Consider the following 15,894-nt stretch of genomic DNA (forward strand, 5'->3'; position numbering starts at 1 on the left):
TATTTGTAAAAATCTTAGTATTATAAATTATACTTTACTGTAAACATTGCAATTCTAGGTTGAATTACATATGTTGAATTACTTACGAAAATATCATTATTACTATTTTGATTTAATGCTTTAGAATCCAATAAATTGGTGGCACTTAACCTAAATTCCCATTTACTATCTTTTTTCTGATAAGTTAAATCTGCCCTTAAAAAACCATATTCATCAATAGTTTTACCTCCGTTAACTACTTTATTGAAGGTGTATTTAGAGGTGAATATAAATTCCTTTAAGAAAAGTATATCTAAATTAGCATACGGACTATGTGTTGTAAACTTATTTTCAACTCCTCCAATATCCGAATTATTAATTGATACATTGTAACCTACATCAAAATTTGGTGCTTTTTTAAAATTCGTACTAAACCTTGAAGTATATGATTGTGAAAATGTTTTTGTTAATCGATTTGAAACTACATTCGTTTGACGATTCGAAATCAAACTATTCGATTTAGAATGTGATACATTACCTCCGAAACGCACTTTAAATTTTCTAAAACTTTTTTGAAAATTTGCTCTTGCTGAAATTGTTTCATCAGGAAAAGCTGAATTAACAGAAGTTCTTACACTATTCACATCAATAAACTGCGTGTTATTTTTTATCACATCAGCTCGTTTACTATAATTTACTGACCCAAAAATATTCGTGTAATTAAACATATTAAAACTAAAATAGTTTAAACTCAAATTATGATATAATGAGTTTTCTAGTTCTCTATTACCAGAATACAAACTATTATAATTATTAAAAACATACCCTTCTGCTAACTGATTTACATCAGTAAAACTAGTTTGCATATTATAGCTTAATCGTAAAGTTTCAGATTTTTTTAAGCTAATTTTAATTGAAGCATCAGGTAATATTTTCGTAAAACTATTTCTAACCTCCGAACCTAACTGTGTGTTTTTAGATACATAATTATGTGCTGTAAATCCTTGATCGAAAGTAAAAATTCCTGTTATAAATTTATAGTGTAAACCGGCATAAATATCACTGAATGTAAAATCTACATCGTTTATACTACTAACCTGTGTTATCGCATTTTTAGCACCTCCTAAAATCTCAAAAATATCAGAGTTAAATTGTTGGTTACTTTGTGTGGTACCTAAAGTGATGTTTAAATTACTTTTAGGATTAATCACGTAGAAGTAATCTAATTTCGCATCAAATTTGTTGGTTTTTATTCTTTTATTCTGACCTAAATTAAACGGATTTGCATTTACATCAGCACCTATTAAATTTGCAAAAGATAACTTCTCTAACTCTGCATTATAAAAAGGATCTTCATCTTGCCATAAGTGCAATGCCTCAAAAGCAAAAATATTTTTTTCGTTTAACGTATAATAATACTTTAAATTCTGATTGATAGAAAAAGGACTCTGCTCAGAAACCTGATCAATAGGTACTATTTCATCTGCTGCATTTAAGTATGTTCTTGATGATAAAGTGTTTTGTAATTGCTTTTGTTTTGAAATTTTAGCAAAAATATCATAATCAAACTGATTATTACTATCAGGCTTATAACTTGAACTTATTTTAAATAATCCTAAATCACTTGTTTGATTGGTTGTGTTCTGAGTTAGTTCTGTATCGATATACTTTACTGATGAAGGGTCATTCGAATCATAAGCAGGTAAATTGTTGCTATCTATACCTGCATTTGAGTATACACGACTTGTAGCCTCTTCCATATCGGTTTCATTACCCGAATAAATTGCAAACCCGCTTAAATCCCATGTTTTTTTTGGTGAATAACTAAAGTTTACTGCTCCGAATCGAGATTCAATTTCTTTTGCTCTATTATTCTTCATTGTTAAAAAAGAAATATCGCTAGAACCTACATTAAAGTTTGTTCCATTACTTTCACTTAATCCTCTAAAACCACCTGTAAATTTAAAATAATCTCTCATTGTAAACGGTACTTCTCCAATATCATTTACATCAGTTATAATATTTACACTGTATTTTGGGTTGTAATAAAATAACTTAGGTGTTACAATATATCTATTGTTTTTCATTCCTACTCCTAAACCAGCAGTAATCTCACCAAACCAAAAGTTTTTCTTTCCTTCTTTTAATTTAATATTAATTACGATGTTATCTTCATTGTCTGTTACGCTACTCATTTGCCCAACTTCACTATGATTTTTTAAAACCTGAATTTTATCAATCGCATCAGCAGGAATATTTTTGGTTGCTATTTTAGTATCACCATCAAAGAAATCTTTTCCTTCAACCATAATTTTCTTTACAGCTTTTCCTTCTACTTCTATTTCTCCATCATCATTTACTTCAACTCCAGGAAGGTTTTCTAATATTTCTCCTAATTTTTTTTCAGTTCCGTTTTTAAAACTATCCGCATTATAAACAATCGTATCGCCTTTTACTGTTACGGGCATTTTGTAGGTAATATTTACCTCATCTAAGCTATTATCTTTTTGTAAACTAATGTCTTTTAAAAGATCTTGTTCCTTAGTTTTTATAATAACGTCAGATGTTTTAAAACCTATATAACTTATCTTAATGCTATAACTTGAATTCTTTTTAAGATTTAATTTAAAATTCCCTTTCGAATCTGTAAATCCATAAGAATCTAATTTTTTTGTAACCGTATTAATCGCGATTGCATTTGCCATTTCTAGAGGTGCTCCAATACTATCTTTAACAACTCCTTTTAGCGTTATTTGGGCATTGGTTATCCATGTAGTCAAGAAAATGACTATTAGTAGTGCTTTTTTCATTTGTAAAATGTGTGTATGATTTTAATGTTTTGTTATTTAGAAACGACCACCTCTTCCGCCACTTCTTCTTCCTCCACTAAAACGTTCTCTCATTTCTTCCATCTTCACTTTCATTATTTCAGTGTATTCTTTTCTAGTAACTTTTTTCCCTTTTTCAGGTTTAGTTATTTCAATTTTTTCTGATGGATTCATTGTAATTTCTGAACACAAAACAGTAGTTCTTCCTTCATTAATTTCTAAAATTAATCCAGGTAATCCCCAGTAATTCCCAGGACCGTTACTAACTGGCACTTGTGGAGTGTACCAAGCAGTAACTATCGTTTCTTTTGGTAATTCTAATTCCTTTTTAACCTTTGTTGAATCTTTTTTAGCCTCATTTCTTCTAGGTCTTCTCATACTTCTCCAGTTAAAAGCTGTATTCTTTTTTACTAAAGTTGCTTTATAACATGTGTAATTACCTATCTGTTTGGTTTCACTTCCTAATTCCCAATTTGGTTTTTCGGCTGCTTCAGAAATTAAAAATTTTTTACCAAAAGCTTCTGTCGATTCTAACAACGTTCCTTCTTTTACATTCTTGTATTTTATTCCACCTCCAGAAAAACCTCCAAACCTACGGCCTCTTCCAGTAGTAGGTGCTGCTAATTTTTCTTGTTCTTTATAAACAGATTCTTCTCTCGTAAAACTTAAAATAAACGTTTTCTCCAACATACTTTTCATACGCTGCATGATTTGTTTTTTTCGTTCTTCAGACATATCTCTTCCTCCAAAATCACTATTCATAGTAGTCTTAGATTCATATACTGCCTTACCTTGAAAATTAGCTTGTGAAAAAATCGTAATCGATAAACACAGAAAAAAGATGGTTGTAATTTGTTTCATTTTTTACTTTTTAATTTTATAACTCTTAATTGTAATTAAATGTTAGACTCAACAAAACTAAAAAGGTTTAGTGCTACCCCTGAATTTCTATACTTATTGAATTGCCATCTTTATTTTTACGCTTACTTTTAAAACGCTCCATCATTTCTTTTGAATGCTTATCCATTATTTTATCAAACTTTTCTTGCGTTACTTTTTTTCCTTTTGATGGTTCTTTGATGTTAATTTTATCTGATGGATTCATTACAATTTCTGTACAAACTATTGTTTGTTTTCCATCTTGAATTTCTAAAATCAACCCTGGTAATCCCCAAAAACTTCCAGGACCATTACTTACTGGCACTTGTGATGTGTACCAAGCAACTGTTTCTATAGTTACTTTTTCTTTTTTCTCTTCTCTTTCTCCATCTGTCATAGAAAAAGAAGTTCTAGTTTCTTCCCTTTTTCTTGTTGCTTTATAACAAGTATAATTACCAATATTTTTTGTTTCGCTTGTCATTTCCCAATCAAGTTCACTTAACTTGTCTTTAATAAGAAACCGCTTTCCACTAATTTCAGTTTTATTTACAAATCGTTTATCAACAACATTTTTATACAAAACATCAGTTCCTCCACCATTTCCCATAATTTGAATGCTTACTCCGTTTTGAGCCTGTGGAGTAGATAATTCCTCATTTTGCTTATAAGTAGATTCTGATTTGGTAAAATTTAACGTATATGTTTTCTGAAATTGCTTTAACAACTGAGCTTGTAACTGTTTTTGTAGATCTGAATTGCCTCCTTTTTTATCTTTCATTTTAAAATCTACCTTTCTATGCGTTTTATAAGTAGCCTTTCCTTGAAAATCTTGTGCGTTAATTACTACACTTAAAAACAATGCTGCTAAAAATATGCTTTTTTTCATTTTTATAATTTTATATTGTTTGATAGTACAAATATGAGTAAAGAAACCTTCTATCAAAGTTAACGAGTGTTAACTAATGTTAAGCAACCTTTATAAATTCAGTATTACATGTATCTTTGAAACATGGAAAACAAAAAGCATCGTTGGGTTTTATATTTTATCATTACAACTATACTTACCACAATTAGTGTACAGTTGTATTGGAACTATAAAAACTATGAACAAAACAAGCAACGTGTTTTAAATGAAATTCAGCAAAGTTTAAACGATGCTGTAAATAGTTATTTTACTGATTTATCTAAAGATAAGTTTTATGCGGTTATAAGAGGAAAAGATGCTGATTCTAGTACAGGGAAAAACATTTTTAAAAGTCTTTTTCCAGGGTTAAAAAGAAAGAAAAATACTGTAAAAAAAAACATTGCAACTAAAGATTCTGTTGATTTTAAAATAAATAGTATCAGTTTTAGTAGTAATAATGCATCTGAATTTAAAAGTATTGATTCGGCTTTTATTAGTAGTATGAAAATCAAAAAAGATTTGGATACAAATAAGTCATTAATAACAATTCGTCAAGATTTTCATCAATCAGATAAAAACAGCATAAAACATAAAACAACTGTTTTTACAGGAAAAAAATCAATAGATAGTTTAAAAATATTGAAAAATTTAGAAACTATATTTATTTCTATTCAGTCGGATACTATTGATATTAAAAAATTAGATTCATTAGTTTCTAATCGATTAAAAAGTAAAAAAATACAATCTGATTTTAGTTTAAAACATTTTAAATCGGATACACTTTTTAATTCATCTTTAAAAAATAACACAGCAGTTTTTCTTTTAGAAACCAATGCACAAACTTCGTTTTTGAAAAAAGATGAACAAATTAAACTTCAGTATTCAAACCCAACTTACGAGGCGTTAAAAAGAAGTTCAATCGGAATTTTATTGTCATTTTTATTATCGCTTGCTGTAATATCTAGTTTGTTTTATTTGCTGAAAATCATCAATCAGCAAAAAGAATTAGCTGAGATAAAAAATGATTTAATCAGTAATATAACACACGAATTTAAAACACCAATTACAACAATATCAACAGCTATTGAAGCTATTGAAAACTTTAATATGATTGATGATAAGGAAAAAACTAAAAAATATCTTTCATTATCATCATTTCAGTTGAAAAAATTACATCAAATGGTAGAAAAACTATTAGAAACTGCCACACTTGATAGCGAGAAATTAATGCTAAAAAAAGAAACGGTTGATATTACTGATGTTATTGAACGTATTGTAAATAAACATCGATTTGTAACTACCGATAAAACCATCAATTTTTCAACAAACAAAAAAGAAATTGTATATAATGTAGATGTTTTTCATTTTGAAAATGCTATTTCAAATTTAATTGACAATGCTATAAAATACGGTGGCGATATCATTGAAGTTAATATTAATTCGGTATTAAATAATATTGAAATTAGTGTTGCTGATAACGGAAAAGGAATAGAAAAACAGCAACAGGAAAAAATATTTGATAAATTTTATAGAGTTCCGAAAGGAAATACACACGATGTAAAAGGCTTCGGAATTGGATTGTATTACACCAAAAAAATCGTTGAAAAACATCTTGGAACTACAAGTTTGAGTTCAGTTGTAAAAAGAACCATTTTTAAAATAGATTTACCAAATGACTAAAAAAATAAAAATTGTTTTAGCTGAAGATGAGCCTAGTTTAGGTCAGATTGTAAAGGAAAGTTTAGAAACTAGAGATTTTGAGGTTTTCCATGCCGAAAATGGAGAAATAGCATTAGAACTATATCAAAAAGAACAACCTGATATTTTAGTATTAGATGTAATGATGCCTAAAAAAGATGGATTTACATTAGCCAAAGAAATTCGACAACAAGATGCGCAAATTCCTATTATATTTTTAACGGCTAAATCGCAAACAAAAGATGTTTTAGAAGGCTTTGAGCATGGTGGAAATGATTACTTAAAAAAACCATTTTCTATGGAAGAACTTATTGTTCGTATTCATTCGTTATTAAATAGATTGGTTTTAAAAAATGATAATAAACAAATTGTTATTGGCGATTATATTTTCAATCATCAAAAACAAGTATTACAACATGAATCAACCGAAATAATACTTACGCATAGAGAATCGGAATTATTATTTCATCTTTATCAAAAGAAAAACGAAATTTTAGATCGTTCTTTTATTCTTAAAAAATTATGGGGTAATGACGATTTTTTTAACGCACGTAGCATGGATGTATTTATTTCTAAATTACGTAAGAAATTAAAACACGACGAAAATATTCAAATTGTAAATGTACGAGGCTACGGATATAAATTGATCTGCTAAAACCTTTTGAAATCCCTTTTTTTATGTAATTTTACCATCTTGAAATTCAAAAACTATGCATGTAGCAATTGCCGGAAATATAGGCGCAGGTAAAACAACATTAACACAATTACTAGCTAAACATTATAATTGGGAACCTCATTTCGAATCGGTAGATGAAAATCCTTATTTAGATGATTTTTATGGTGAAATGGAACGTTGGTCTTTTAATTTGCAAGTTTTCTTTTTAAACAGCCGTTTTCGTCAAGTTTTAGAATTAAGACAGTCCGGTAAAAAAATTATTCAGGACAGAACAATTTATGAAGATGCTCACATTTTTGCACCCAACTTACATGCAATGGGTTTAATGACAAATCGTGATTATAGTAACTATTCTTCATTATTCGAATTAATGGAAAATTTGGTAACTCCACCAGATTTATTAATTTATTTACGTGCCGATATTTCTACACTTGTAGGGCAAATTCATAAACGTGGTCGTGAATACGAAAACTCAATTAGCATTGATTATTTAAGCCGATTAAATGAGCGATACGAAGCTTGGGTTAGTAAATATACCAAGGGAAAGTTGTTAATTATTGATGTTGATAATTTAGACTTCGTTAAAAATCAAGAAGATTTAGGTTCTATTATCGATCGAATAGACGCTCAAATTAACGGATTATTCTAAACCTCTTTTAAACTCACTTAATAAAATAGCAGTTGCAGTAGCAACATTTAAACTCTCAGTTTGCTGAATTTCACCAAACCTGGGAATGGTTAATTTATGCTTTACAATTGCTGAAATTTCTGTAGAAATTCCGTTTGCTTCATTTCCCATTACTAAAACAGCTTTTTCTGGTAATGCGGCTTTGTACACATTACTTCCGTCCATATCTGCCGTATAAATTGGTAATTGAGTGTTAGATAAGAAATCAGGTAAATCAACATAAGAAACATTCACTCTAGTTAAAGATCCCATGGTAGATTGCACTACTTTTTGGTTATAACAATCAACCGTGTTTTTAGAACAAACAAGCTCTGATACTCCAAACCAATCACATAAACGAATAATAGTTCCTAAATTACCAGGGTCATTTACTTCATCTAAAGCCACTATTAAACCTGTTTCATTAATTTCTTTATCTTCTGGTATTTTAAACAATCCTAAAACCTTATTCGGATTTTTTAAAGTGCTAATTTTTTTTAATTCATTAGCTGATATAACAGTAAGCGCTATTTCATTTGCAACAACGAAAGATTCATCTACTGTAAAAACATGTGATGCCTCTAAAGAAGAATTTAATAATTCTTTTACAACCTTTATACCTTCAGCTACAAATAATTTATGCTTTTGGCGATACTTTTTTTGCTGTAAACTTGTTATTAACTTCAGGTTGCTTTTAGATAAACTCATTATTATTTTTTTAACACATTATAACCACTAAAAAACAGTATTTTTGATCTTTAAAATACGAGGCGTAAAGTTAATGAAAAAACTTACTATCTTCTTTTTATTAGTAGTCTTATTCAGTTCTTGCAATACGATAAAGTATGTAAAAGAAAATGAGTTATTGTTGGCAAAAAACACTGTATATATTGACAGTGTAAAAAACTCAAGCGAAAAAATTACTGAATTATTAATGCAACGACCTAATGCAAAAGCATTAGGTGTACCTTTATCTTTATATTTTTATAATTTAGGAAACCCAGAAGCGCCAAAAACACCTAGTAAATGGGGCAAAAAACATCCAAATACGTATTCTTTTTTCAAAAAAGGTTTTTCTGAGAAGCAAAGTATTTCAGTCGCTAAAACTTTTATAGGCCTTAACAATTGGTTTTTAAACAGTGGAGAAGCGCCTGTTGTTATTGATGATAAAAAAACAAAAAGAACAACTGCTAATCTAAATGCTTATTTTCAAACTGAAGGTTATTTCCGATCAAAAGTAACCTCAAAAAAAGATACCATTGCTCATAAAAAAGGAGCTGTATCTTATTCGGTAACAAAAGGGAATCCTTCTTTTTTAGATTCAATTCATACAAAAATATCTTCTACTATTCTCGACTCTCTGTATAAAGAATCCAAAGAAAAAAGTTTTCTTAAAACCGGCGATCAATATAACGATGGTAATTTTATAAAAGAAGCTAATCGTTTGGTTGAATTATTTAGAAACAAAGGAATTTATCATTTTAATGAAAATTATATTTCTTTTGATAATGATACGACTAATAATTATCAAAAAACAGGGGTAGATATTAATATTTCTGATCGCGTTATCCCTTTTAAAGTTCAAAAAATAAAGAGAATAAATGTATATACCGATTACACTTACAACAAAAGAGATTCTCTTCATAAGGATTCTACTTTATATAAAGGTGTTAACTTTTATGCTCATAAAAAATTAAAATACAATCCAAAGTTCTTATCCCAATCATTATTTATTAAACCTAACACGGTATATAATGATGTGTCTAGAAATTTAACCCGTACACATTTAAGAGGTTTAAAAAACTTTAAATCAACTTCTATTCGTTATAACGAATTAAATGATCACGAATTAGAAGCAAATGTTTTTTTAACACCTATCGAAAAGTACACCTTAGGTATAGATTCTGAATTATCTCGTTCTAATATTCGAAATTTTGATGTTTCTCTAAAATTTTCTCTAACAAACAGAAATACTTTTAAAGGTGCTGAGATTTTTAAATTTTCAACTTTTGGCTCTTACTTTAATTCTAATAATGGTCCTGGTTGGGAAATTGGTGCGGATCTTTCGTTAGAAGTACCTCGTTTTATGGCTCCGTTTGGCTTACAAAGACTGGTTCCTAAAAAGATGTTTCCTAGAACAAAGTTTTTTGTAGGTGGTGGAGTGCAAAAAAACATAGGTCTTGATAATCAAAACGTCACAGTTGGAATCGATTATAAATGGAACTATAACAAACAAAAATCTATCCAACTAGAGTTCTTTAATACCCAATATATTCGTAATTTAAATGTAGACAATTATTTTAGTGTATACGCTTCTGAGTATTCAAAACTTAAAGAGGTGGACAACGCAACTGTTACTCATACACTACCACAAAACAGCCCGAGTAATTCAGCAGATATTTTACAATTTATTCAAAATGTAGCACGAGACATCCCTTTTGCCAACACAAACCCTTCGGAATACCAAGACAATCTTAACATTCTGAATCGTTACAATATAATTACTTCTGATTTTTTAATTCCAGAAATTGCCTATAGCTACACTTATAACAATCAAGAAAATGCGAAAGATGCTAATTTTTCTTTTTTAAAGCTTAGAATTGCAAATTCTGGAAATATTATGGGAATACTATCTAAGCAAACAAATAACAGAGGTCAAAAAACTGTTTTTAAAATTCCTATTGCTCAGTATTTTAAAACAGATGTAGAGTATAAAAAATATTGGAATTTGGGAAACAACACTGTCTTAGCGCACCGAACTTTTTTAGGGGCAATTATAACCTACAATAAATCAAGTGTTCCTTTTTCTCGTAGTTATTTCGCAGGGGGCTCAAATGATATTAGAGCTTGGAGAACCTATGATTTAGGCCCAGGAACTAGACAAACAGGTTTAGAATATAATATTGGTAGTATGAAGTTTTTATCGAGTTTCGAATATCGATTTAACATGCTAGGATCTTTAAAAGGGGCATTATTTGTTGATGCTGGAAATATTTGGGATATTACAGACTCTCAATTTACAGAAGAAACTGCTAAATTTAAAAATATAAAATCAATAACAGACATCGCTGTTGGTTCAGGTTTTGGACTCCGTTATGATTTTAAATTTTTAATTGCCCGACTAGATTTAGGATTCAAAGTACGAGAGCCATACTTAGTTGATAATCGTTGGTTTAAAAATTTTAATTTTAAAAGTTCTGTTCTAAATATCGGAATTAATTACCCTTTTTAACTAAAACGTTATCGGTAAAAGTTATAGCAACTTAGCTAAAAATTTGTAGCTTTGTCATTCAAAATAACAACTGTAAACTAAAATTTCAAAGAATGATAAAAGCTGGCGTTGCTACAGGAAAAGAAGTACAAGAAATATTTCAATTAGCAAAAGATAAAAAATTTGCGCTACCTGCTGTAAATGTTGTAGGGTCTGATACCGTAAATGCTGTTTTAGAAACTGCAAAAGAATTAAACTCACCTGTAATTATTCAATTCTCTAATGGAGGAGCTCAATTTAATGCTGGAAAAGGTTTATCTAACGAAAATGAAAAAGCTGCTATTGCTGGCGCTGTTGCAGGAGCAAAACACGTTCATTTATTAGCTGAAGCTTACGGAATTCCTGTTATTTTACATACCGACCATGCTGCTAAAAAATTATTACCTTGGATTGATGGCTTGTTAGATGCAAGTGAACAGTTTTATAAAGAAACAGGGAAATCTCTTTACAGTTCTCATATGATTGATTTATCAGAAGAACCAATCGAAGAGAATATTGAAATTTGTAAAGCATATTTAACTCGTATGAGTAAAATAGGAATGACTTTAGAAATTGAATTAGGAATTACCGGAGGAGAAGAAGATGGTGTTGATAATTCGGATGTTGATGTTTCTAAATTATATACACAACCAGAAGAAGTTGCCTTTGCTTATGAAGAATTAATGAAAGTAAGCGATCAATTTACAATCGCCGCTGCTTTTGGTAATGTACATGGAGTTTACAAGCCTGGTAATGTGAAATTAACACCAAAAATATTAAAAAATTCTCAGGAATATATTTCAAAAAAATACAATGTTCCTCATAATACTATCGATTTTGTTTTTCACGGAGGATCAGGATCTACTTTAGAAGAAATTAGAGAAGCTATTGGCTACGGAGTTATAAAAATGAATATTGATACTGATTTACAATATGCTTTTACAGAAGGTGTTCGTGATTATATTTTAACTAAAAAAGAATATTTAGCAAGTCAAATAGGAAACCCTGATGGAGCAGACCAACCAAACAAAAAACACTACGACCCACGTAAATGGTTACGAGAAGGTGAATTAACTTTTAAAGCGCGTCTTAAAAAAGCTTTTGAAGATTTAAATAATGTAAACACATTATAAGCTTTAACTACTTATAATAAAGCACTTAGAATATTCTAAGTGCTTTTTTTTGTTGAAAAAACTAAAGTTCATAAAAATCATTTACATTTGTAGCCAGCTCATTTTCTTAAAATGAATGAGTTAATTACAAACAAACAACAAAATATAAACTAAACTATGGCTTGGTTTAAACGTAAAGACAAGGGGATTCAAACCCCTACAGAAGAAAAAAAAGACACTCCTAAAGGCTTATGGTATAAAACACCAAGCGGTAAGGTAATTGATACAGATGAACTAAAGAAAAACCTATATGTAAGTCCGGAAGACGGGTACCATGTTCGTATTGGAAGTCATGAGTATTTTGAATTATTTTTTGACGACAATAAATTTAAAGAGTTAAATTCGAAATTAACATCTAAGGATCCTTTAAAATTCGAAGACACTAAAAACTACCCAGATCGTTTAAAAGCGGCTCAAAAGAAAACTGGTTTAAAAGATGCTGTTCGTACAGCTGTAGGAAAATCAAACGGAAAAGATATCGTTATCGCTTCTATGGATTTTGCTTTTATCGGTGGATCAATGGGAAGCGTTGTAGGAGAAAAAATAGCAAGAGCTATTGATTACTCTATAAAAAACGAGCTTCCTTTCTTAATGATTTCAAAATCTGGAGGAGCACGTATGATGGAAGCATCATTATCGTTAATGCAGTTAGTAAAAACATCAGCTAAACTAGCACAATTGGCAGAAGCTAAAATTCCTTATATTTCATTATGTACTGATCCTACTACTGGAGGAACAACTGCTTCATTTGCTATGTTAGGAGACATTAATATTGCTGAACCTAATGCTTTAATTGCTTTTGCCGGCCCACGTGTTGTAAAAGACACTACAGGTAAAGAATTACCTGAAGGTTTTCAACGATCGGAATTTGTATTAGAACATGGTTTCTTAGACGGAATTTACGAACGTAAGAATTTAAAAAAACAAGTAAACTTATATATCGATTTAATACAGAATCAACCTATAAGAGCATAATAAAAAAGCTAGCTAACGCTAGCTTTTTTATTATTACATTTTTTATGAATTTAAAAAATAGTTGTACATTTGCCCCTTCAATGCAAAAGCATTGTATACATTAAAATCATTTAAAACAATATTGGTATGTATTTAACTAAAGAAACAAAAGAAGAGATTTTCACTAAACACGGTAAAGGAGCAAACGATACCGGTTCTGCAGAAGGTCAAATTGCATTATTCACACACAGAATTAATCACTTAACTGGGCACTTAAAGCAAAATCGTAAAGATTTTAACACAGAGCGTTCATTAGTTAGAATGGTTGGTAAGCGTAGAAGCTTGTTAGATTACTTAAAGAAAAAAGAAATCAACAGATATCGTGCAATTATTAAAGAATTAGGAATTAGAAAATAATTTCTTTCAAAAAAAGAGGCTCTATAAACGTGCCTCTTTTTTATTTTACAAAAAGTTCATTTCTATCTAACTAATAGAAATTTATATAAAAAACTCAAAATTTTTAACAACAATTTTGAATTTCCATTGCAACAACAAACAGTAACAACACAACAACAAACAATTTAACAATTTAGAATTAAAATTTATGATTCCAAAAGTATTTAGAGAGGTCATTGACCTTGGAGATGGAAGAACCATCTCATTAGAAACGGGTAAGTTAGCAAAACAAGCCCATGGTTCGGTTGTTGTTCAAATGGGAAAAGCAATGTTGTTATGTACTGTAGTATCTAGCTACAAAGCAGGAACAGTTGATTTCTTACCATTAACGGTAGATTATAGAGAAAAGTTTGCAGCTGCAGGTCGTTATCCAGGTGGTTTCTTTAAAAGAGAAGCTAGACCAAGTGATGGTGAAGTATTAACAATGCGTCTTGTAGACCGTGTTTTACGTCCATTATTCCCAAAAGATTACCATTCTGAAGTACAGGTAATGATCCAATTAATGTCTCATGATGAAGATGTTATGCCAGATGCATTAGCAGGTTTAGCTGCATCAGCAGCTATTCAATTATCAGATTTCCCTTTCGAATGCCCAATTTCTGAAGCACGTGTTGCTAGAGTAAATGGAGAATTCGTAATTAACCCAAACAGAGCACAATTAGCGGAATCTGACATCGATATGATGATTGGAGCATCAGCTGATTCTGTAATGATGGTTGAAGGTGAAATGGATGAGATTTCTGAAGAAGAAATGGCAGATGCAATTAAATTTGCTCATGAATCTATTAAGATTCAGTGTGCTGCTCAAGTTCGTTTAGCTGAAGCTTTCGGAAAGAAAGAAACAAGAGAATACGAAGGAGAAAGAGAAGACGAAGAAGTTGCTGCAAAAATAAATGACCTTGCCTACGATAAGTGTTATGCTATCGCTAAAAAAGGAACATCTAAAGCAGAACGTTCTGCTGCTTTTGCTGAAGTAAAAGAAGAAGTAAAAGCTGCTTTTACAGAAGAAGAATTAGCAGATTATGGTGATTTAGTTGGGAAATATTTCAATAAATCTCAAAAAGCTGCTGTTCGTGAATTAACTTTAGCTGAAGGATTACGTTTAGACGGTCGTAAGACTGATGAAATTAGACCAATTTGGTGTGAAGTAGACTACTTACCATCAACACATGGTTCATCAATCTTTACTCGTGGAGAAACACAAGCATTAGCAACAGTAACTTTAGGAACATCTAGAGATGCAATGAAAATAGATATGCCATCTTATGAAGGTGAAGAAAATTTCTATTTACACTATAACTTCCCTCCTTTTTGTACAGGTGAAGCAAGACCATTAAGAGGAACATCTCGTAGAGAAGTTGGTCATGGTAACTTAGCGCAACGTGGATTAAAAGGAATGATTCCAGACGATTGTCCTTATACAGTAAGAGTTGTATCTGAAGTATTAGAATCTAACGGTTCTTCTTCTATGGCTACAGTTTGTGCTGGTACAATGGCATTAATGGACGCAGGTGTTAAAATGACAAGACCAGTTTCTGGTATTGCTATGGGATTAATTTCTGATGGTGATCGTTACGCAGTTTTATCTGATATTTTAGGGGATGAAGATCACTTAGGTGACATGGACTTTAAAGTAACTGGTACTTCTGAAGGAATTACTGCATGTCAGATGGATATTAAAGTAAAAGGATTAGGTTACGAGATTTTAGTGAATGCATTAAAACAAGCTCGTGACGGTCGTTTACATATTTTAGAAAAATTAACAGATACGATTGCTGATGCAAACGAAGAAGTTAAAGAGCATGCTCCTAAAATGATTAACAGACGTATTCCTAATGATATGATTGGTGCATTTATTGGGCCAGGAGGTAAACATATTCAAGAATTACAGAAAGAAACAGGAACTACAATTGTAATTACTGAAGATGCTGTAACTGAAGAAGGAATTATTGAAATCTTAGGAACTGATCCTGCTGGAATAGAACAAGTTATTACTCGTATTGAGTCTATGCTTTTTAAACCACAAGTAGGTAGTGCTTACCAGGTTAAAGTAATTAAAATGTTAGATTTTGGTGCGGTTGTAGAATATATGGATGCTCCAGGAAACGAAGTTTTATTACACGTTAGTGAATTAGCTTGGGAACGTACAGAAAATGTTACCGATGTAGTAAATATGGGTGATATTTTTGACGTGAAGTATTTTGGTCAAGATCCAAGAACTCGTAAAGAAAAAGTTTCTCGTAAAGCATTGTTACCAAAACCAGAAGGTTTTGTTGCAAGACCACCAAGAGATGACAAACGTTCTGGAGGGCGTGATAACAGAAGCAGAGATAATCGTGGACGTGATGACAGAAAACCAAGAGAACCTAGAAAAGAAGAATAAGAAATCTTTCCTATAAATTAAAAAAGGCAACCAAATGGTTGCCTTTTT

The 15,894-nt window shown here is 30.5% G+C and carries 12 protein-coding genes; 8 read left to right on the plus strand and 4 right to left on the minus strand.

Annotated features, from left to right (window positions below; all coding sequences use genetic code 11):
- Positions 1-20: 20 nt before the first annotated feature.
- From N2251_RS08590 to N2251_RS08600, 3 genes are all read right to left on the minus strand, one after another.
- Positions 21-2,789, minus strand: a complete 2,769-nt coding sequence (locus N2251_RS08590) for a carboxypeptidase-like regulatory domain-containing protein (protein ID WP_260586321.1) — start codon at positions 2,787-2,789, stop codon at positions 21-23.
- 36 nt (positions 2,790-2,825) lie between these two features.
- Positions 2,826-3,668: a GLPGLI family protein gene (locus N2251_RS08595; RefSeq protein WP_260586322.1), complete on the minus strand. Its 843-nt coding sequence runs from the start codon at positions 3,666-3,668 to the stop codon at positions 2,826-2,828.
- Positions 3,669-3,741: 73 nt separating this feature from the next.
- Complete coding sequence (locus tag N2251_RS08600; protein WP_260586323.1) at positions 3,742-4,572, minus strand: GLPGLI family protein; 831 nt, start codon at positions 4,570-4,572, stop codon at positions 3,742-3,744.
- Between the two features lie 123 nt (positions 4,573-4,695).
- Here N2251_RS08600 and N2251_RS08605 point away from each other — a divergent pair, with 123 nt between their 5' ends.
- From N2251_RS08605 to N2251_RS08615, 3 genes are read left to right on the plus strand one after another with little or no spacing between them, the layout of a single operon-like run.
- A complete protein-coding gene (locus N2251_RS08605) occupies positions 4,696-6,270 on the plus strand; it encodes a sensor histidine kinase (protein WP_260586324.1) in 1,575 nt (524 codons plus the stop codon).
- Positions 6,263-6,943: a response regulator transcription factor gene (locus N2251_RS08610; RefSeq protein ID WP_260586325.1), complete on the plus strand. Its 681-nt coding sequence runs from the start codon at positions 6,263-6,265 to the stop codon at positions 6,941-6,943. The genes N2251_RS08605 and N2251_RS08610 overlap by 8 nt, the downstream gene beginning before the upstream one ends.
- A gap of 55 nt (positions 6,944-6,998) precedes the next feature.
- Positions 6,999-7,613 (plus strand): deoxynucleoside kinase, encoded by a 615-nt coding sequence (locus N2251_RS08615; RefSeq protein WP_260586326.1) that lies wholly within the window; start codon positions 6,999-7,001, stop codon positions 7,611-7,613.
- Here N2251_RS08615 and N2251_RS08620 read toward each other — a convergent pair.
- On the minus strand, positions 7,605-8,339 hold the full coding sequence (locus N2251_RS08620) for a TrmH family RNA methyltransferase (RefSeq protein ID WP_260586327.1): 735 nt from the start codon (positions 8,337-8,339) through the stop codon (positions 7,605-7,607). The genes N2251_RS08615 and N2251_RS08620 overlap by 9 nt on opposite strands.
- 73 nt (positions 8,340-8,412) lie before the next feature.
- Here N2251_RS08620 and tamL point away from each other — a divergent pair, with 73 nt between their 5' ends.
- The 5 genes from tamL to N2251_RS08645 all read left to right on the plus strand — a co-directional run bounded on the left by tamL (position 8,413) and on the right by N2251_RS08645 (position 15,846).
- Positions 8,413-10,863, plus strand: a complete 2,451-nt coding sequence (gene tamL, locus N2251_RS08625; RefSeq protein WP_260586328.1) for a translocation and assembly module lipoprotein TamL — start codon at positions 8,413-8,415, stop codon at positions 10,861-10,863.
- Positions 10,864-10,955: 92 nt separating this feature from the next.
- Entirely contained in the window at positions 10,956-12,014 is a 1,059-nt protein-coding gene (gene fbaA, locus N2251_RS08630; RefSeq protein ID WP_260586329.1) for a class II fructose-bisphosphate aldolase, read from the plus strand.
- Between the two features lie 156 nt (positions 12,015-12,170).
- Positions 12,171-13,028, plus strand: coding sequence for an acetyl-CoA carboxylase, carboxyltransferase subunit beta (gene accD, locus N2251_RS08635; RefSeq protein WP_260586330.1), 858 nt, complete (start codon positions 12,171-12,173; stop codon positions 13,026-13,028).
- A 126-nt stretch (positions 13,029-13,154) separates the two neighbouring features.
- On the plus strand, positions 13,155-13,424 hold the full coding sequence (gene rpsO / locus N2251_RS08640) for a 30S ribosomal protein S15 (protein WP_260586331.1): 270 nt from the start codon (positions 13,155-13,157) through the stop codon (positions 13,422-13,424).
- Positions 13,425-13,611: 187 nt separating this feature from the next.
- The gene (locus tag N2251_RS08645; RefSeq protein ID WP_260586332.1) at positions 13,612-15,846 is read left to right on the plus strand and encodes a polyribonucleotide nucleotidyltransferase; all 2,235 of its coding nucleotides are present in this window, start codon (positions 13,612-13,614) and stop codon (positions 15,844-15,846) included.
- The last annotated feature ends 48 nt before the right edge of the window (positions 15,847-15,894 follow it).

Origin of the sequence: Tenacibaculum haliotis (assembly GCF_025215075.1) — a bacterium.
In the GTDB taxonomy this organism is placed as follows: domain Bacteria; phylum Bacteroidota; class Bacteroidia; order Flavobacteriales; family Flavobacteriaceae; genus Polaribacter; species Polaribacter haliotis_B.